Origin of the sequence: Prevotella sp. 885 (genome assembly GCF_002265625.1) — a bacterium.
GTDB lineage: Bacteria > Bacteroidota > Bacteroidia > Bacteroidales > Bacteroidaceae > Prevotella.
On record NZ_NOVE01000091.1, the window covers coordinates 1 to 4,926 of the forward strand.

General features: G+C 39.7%; 4 protein-coding genes. 3 read left to right on the top strand and 1 reads right to left on the bottom strand.

Annotation, left to right across the window (positions count from 1 at the left end; translation table 11 throughout):
* Positions 1-438: 438 nt before the first annotated feature.
* The 3 genes from CHL74_RS14775 to CHL74_RS14785 are packed head-to-tail and all read left to right on the top strand — an operon-like array spanning position 439 to position 3,006.
* The gene (locus tag CHL74_RS14775; protein ID WP_094881943.1) at positions 439-939 is read left to right on the top strand and encodes a DUF2971 domain-containing protein; all 501 of its coding nucleotides are present in this window, start codon (positions 439-441) and stop codon (positions 937-939) included.
* Positions 923-1,306 (top strand): hypothetical protein, encoded by a 384-nt coding sequence (locus CHL74_RS14780; RefSeq protein WP_094881944.1) that lies wholly within the window; start codon positions 923-925, stop codon positions 1,304-1,306. Before CHL74_RS14775 ends, CHL74_RS14780 begins: the two co-directional genes overlap by 17 nt.
* A 5-nt stretch (positions 1,307-1,311) precedes the next feature.
* The gene (locus CHL74_RS14785) at positions 1,312-3,006 is read left to right on the top strand and encodes an RNA-binding domain-containing protein (RefSeq protein ID WP_094881945.1); all 1,695 of its coding nucleotides are present in this window, start codon (positions 1,312-1,314) and stop codon (positions 3,004-3,006) included.
* A 749-nt stretch (positions 3,007-3,755) separates the two neighbouring features.
* Here CHL74_RS14785 and CHL74_RS14790 read toward each other — a convergent pair.
* Entirely contained in the window at positions 3,756-4,733 is a 978-nt protein-coding gene (locus CHL74_RS14790) for a helix-turn-helix transcriptional regulator (RefSeq protein ID WP_094881946.1), read from the bottom strand.
* Positions 4,734-4,926: the final 193 nt, after the last annotated feature.

The following is a 4,926-nucleotide window of genomic DNA, read 5'->3' on the forward strand; positions in this document are numbered from 1 at the left end:
GAAACAAGAAAACCATTTGTCTGAGAAACTCTCTAAAAAAACAGCGTCAACTATTCAACTTGGAAGATGAATACAACAAGAACGTTGACACAATGACAACAAAGTTATTAAAATCATTAGAGTGCAACTTTGATAAAAGGACATTATTCTCTATTAGATGGAGAATTGTTTAACTTAAGATCATTAGTGTCTCGTTAAATCTGAGGCACTAATGACTAAAGACATCGAAAAAGTATATATTCGATTATTAAATCAGTTTGCTTTTTGTTGTTATACCTCAAAGAAAAGCATTATATTTGTAGAAGTTAGAAAGCATCAAAGGAAACTATCCGTGTGCTGAAAGACAACGAGCTGCGCCAGTACGGAGAATACCGCACGAAGCGCCTCGTCCTCGATGCCTGGAATAAATTTGGATTTGACAATTAAAAAGAGATAAGTATGACTAAAGAAGATAATATTATACTATATCACTATACCACAATGAATACGTTCTATAATATGATAGAACATTCATTGTGTTATGAGGAAGGCGATATACATCCCAAATATATAACAATGTGGGCAACACATTACGCCTTTCAAAACGATCCAACAGAATGTCAGTTGTTCTTTGAAGGATTAAAAGCCGGTGTACTTGATTATACTAAAAAGAACAACATTGTACTTAACGACAAAGAAAAGGAACTCACACAACACCCCCAGTATAATCTGAACATATTTACGATTTCGTTCTCTAAGCAGGAAGATGATTTAACAATGTGGCGTGGATATGGACAAAATGGAGATGGCATAAGTTTAGGTTTCGATTTCTCCAAGCTTCCATCAACTTTACCTATGTATGGAGCTGATTGCAAAGAACGTAAATATTGGAGTGAAAGTGAGCCGACATATTTACTTTATGATGAAATAAAAAGATGTGAGTATGTTGATACAACATAACATCAAGATTGCAGAAGAAGCCTGCAATAAGACATTAAAAAACATTTTCAATAAAGATGAGTGGACAGATGTAAAACAGGCTATAATAAACAATGCTTATGCTCCTATCTATAAAAATAAAAAATATGAAGCAGAGGGCGAATATCGCATCATAAAACATCAAATAATGCCACAATATCGTCTTGCAGACAACAAACTTGTACCATACATCAAAATTAATATCCCCATTGAATGTCTAAAAAGAATCATTGTAGGACCATGTCAATCCTCGTCTGAAGTTGTCATGAGAATAAAATCATTCTTATGGACAAAGTGTTTTGATACAGAAGTAATCATATCGGCTATTCCTTACAGAAATCGATTATAAACATCATGAACAATATTGAATTCATAGATAAATTCAAAGAACTCTGGGACCACTCAGAAAATGAGGTCGTAGAGTTTAAGAAAGCAGAGACCAACTTTGATGTTGACGAGTTGGGAAAGTACTTCTCCGCCCTCAGCAATGAAGCAAACTTACGAGACCATGAGTTCGCTTGGATAGTCTTCGGTGTTTGGGACAAGAAGCACCAGATTATTGGTACCAGTTTCAAAGATGGTGAAGTAGCCTTGAACCGCCTAAAGCAAGACATGTCTCAACACACTACAGACAATCTCATCTTTAGGGATATTATACCTATTGAGGTTGAAGGCAAACGTGTTTTGTTGTTCCAAGTTCCTGCATCGCCACGCAATATCGTGATGCACTGGAAAGGTGTGGCTTATGGTCGTGATGGCGAAAGTCTAAAACCATTGAACCAAGCCAAACAAGATGCCATCCGCCAACAACCACCAATACCAGATTGGACAGCCCAACTCGTACCCAATGCGACCATAAATGATTTGGATGAGTTGGCTGTGGCTACAGCTAAAGTCATGTTCAAGAAAGTACACTCTTCAAGTATTCCTGCCGAAGAAATAGATTCATGGACAACAGAAGAGTTCTTAGCTAATAGCATGATGATGCGAGACGGCCAAATCACTCGTGCTGCAATACTGTTATTAGGCAAGCCGCTTTCTATCCAAAAGATTCATCCTGCCGTAGCCCAAATCACTTGGACTTGGGAAGATGAAGAAGGTATTGTGCAAGATTATGAACACTTCTCCATTCCTTTCATCTTGACTGTAGATAAGGTGTTGGGCAAGATACGCAACAAAACCATGCGCGAACTGCCAGGCGGAACCCTCTTTCCTGATACGATGAAGCAGTATGATGAATATACCATACGTGAGGCTCTACATAATGCCATCGCCCATCAAGATTACACCTTGCAACAGCGCATAGTTTTCGTAGAAGGTCCAAGCACCTTATACTATGGCAATGGCGGTAGCTTTATTCCCGGCACCATAGAGAATGCTTTGGAGCATAAAGGTCCTCAGTTTCACTATCGCAACGAATGCTTATGCCGAGGCATGGTCAACTTCAACATGATTGATACCGTAGGACGTGGCATCAAGAAGATTTACACTGAACAACGCAATCGTTTCTTCCCCATGCCTGATTACGATATTGACAATGAGCATCGTACTGTAGGAGTCACTATCTATGGCAAGATGATTGACGAGAAATATACCAATCTTTTGAAAACAAATAGCTCTTTGTCTCTGAAAGAGTGCCTTTGGTTAGATTCGGTACAGAAACACCACCCCATTACCAAGGAAGCTGCAAAGCATCTTTATGAAAAAGGATTGATAGAAGGCCGTGCGCCACATTACACCATATCTCTAAAAGTTGCCAAGTTGACAAACCAAATAGGTCATTATACCAAGGAGAAAGGACTTGCTGAAAACAGCATTCAAAAGCTGCTGCTTCAATTAGCGCATAATGCTGGAGAATTAGGTTTCCAGCGTAAAGATGCATTTGAAACCCTTCAACATGTTTTTCCTGTAAACAACACTCGTGACGAAAAGCTACGAAAAATAGGTCGTCTCCTTGTTAATATGGCAAAGGATAAACTTATAGTGAAATCTTCGAATGGCAAAAAATGGCTGATAACAGAGATAGGCGAAAAAGAACTTTACTCATAATATAAGTCGTTGCGGTCGTTCTTGCGGTCGTTTTTGCAGTCATTGCGGTCGTTTTTGCGGTCGTTGCGGTCGTTTTTGCGGTCGTTTTTGCGGTCGTTGCGGTCGTTCTCGGCTATTTTCGGTCGTTCTTTACAAGTGATTCTTCAGATAAAATTGTAATGACATTTTATCTGAAGAGTCACTTGTTTATATCATCTGCCACGTCGCATCCGATACTTCGCAGGTCGCATCATCGCAGCCGACTCGGCGATGCACCTGCGCCACCATGCAAATATCGTACAAAGAGTAAAAACATGTTACAAAATAAAAATTGATTCTAGAGGTCTGGATTGCTGTTTTTATGGTGTTATGCGGTGCAAACAGCACCCATGCTTAACAATAGCGCCACTTTTACACACCAATAGTGCCACTATTAGAGTGTAAAAGTGCGCTATTGTATGATAAAAGTGGCACTATTAGAGTGTAAAAGTGGCGCTATTGCAGCAAAAAACGGCTCGTTTGCGAGTCTGATTTCACGGCGCATCGTCAGAAAATCTCATAACACACTGTGTATTAACACATTGGCTCCAAACGCTCAAAACTCAAGAATTTCGCACCAAAGATTTCTTCGTGCATTCAACTCATAGTATTGAGCATTAGAAATGCAAATATTGTCTTCGGAAACTGCCGAAGAATTAGAAAATAACCCGCTAAATGAGATGTTTTTAAACAGTCCACACCATCATCAAATGACCTGAATTATTTATATATTAATGCCTGTTCTCCAACAGCACACTTCGTAAATTATCATCTTGCGCCAACCCCAGCTTCTTTCTGACGTTGCCCCTCACCGTACTCACGTTTGAGACACTCTTACCCAAGGCTATAGAAATATCCTTAATGGTAAGTCCCTGCTCGACGAGGCGGCAGACATCGAGCTCGGCTGGCGTAAGCATCGGAAAACGTTGGCTCATCTCTTTACGTTGGCAAGCCTGCATGTGCTCTATCTGGCTTGCTATTTTTTTTATATTGTGCAACGTCCTATTGTCGAGCAACGCCATCAGTTCCTTGTCATAAACAGCGGTATTGTCTTGGGATTTTGCCAGCTTTAATAGTGCCAACAACTCACTCTTGCTCATATCGAACACATGCAAAACTTGGTCAACGGTACTGGCATAATCGTTGAACTCAATTTGCTGCTCACGCAACAGTTTGTCGGCAACGAAACCAAAAGCGGTGGTGACAACACTCGTAAAACCAAATATAATAAGCAGCTGACTATACATCGAATTGTCGGTGATATAGAGGCAGAGGAATATTGACGTTATGTTAATGCATGTGCAGACAAGCGAAATGCGTGGCAAGATGGAAATGCTGGCTATAAGCACAAGGATATAGCAAACTGTTATGTTGACCGTTGTGAGCATGGGGTCGTTAAGCCGCATAGAAGCTAAGACCAGAAGTCGCACGCTCTGAATGATCATTATCGAGACGAGGAAGACTGACATTATATTCTTCAGCCTTTTTGGTCCCTTTAATATATAGAAAAGGAGTGATACTGCCGATACAAAGACATAGCATGCCGAGCAAGCCAATGCAGGCTTAATTGTCAAACCATAGGAACCCACAAGGTGAAGACCGAAGAGAAGGATTGACAGAGGCGCAAAGGTCAGAAAGACGAGCTGACGGAAATAGTCACGGCGTTCCACCTTTGTGCTATCAAAATAAGTGTTTAGGCGATTAATCATATAATTATTAGTTTAGGTTTCCAATCTGCAAAGATAAGATTTTTTGTTGATTTTGCGTCTTTTGCGTCTCATTTTTTGTTTTTGCGTCATTTTGCGTCAGCCTAAAAATGAGAAAATATTAATATTATTAATATATTTGCATTGAATTGCAGACATTTATATATGTCTATCGTCTTTTCGATTAATAATTAAT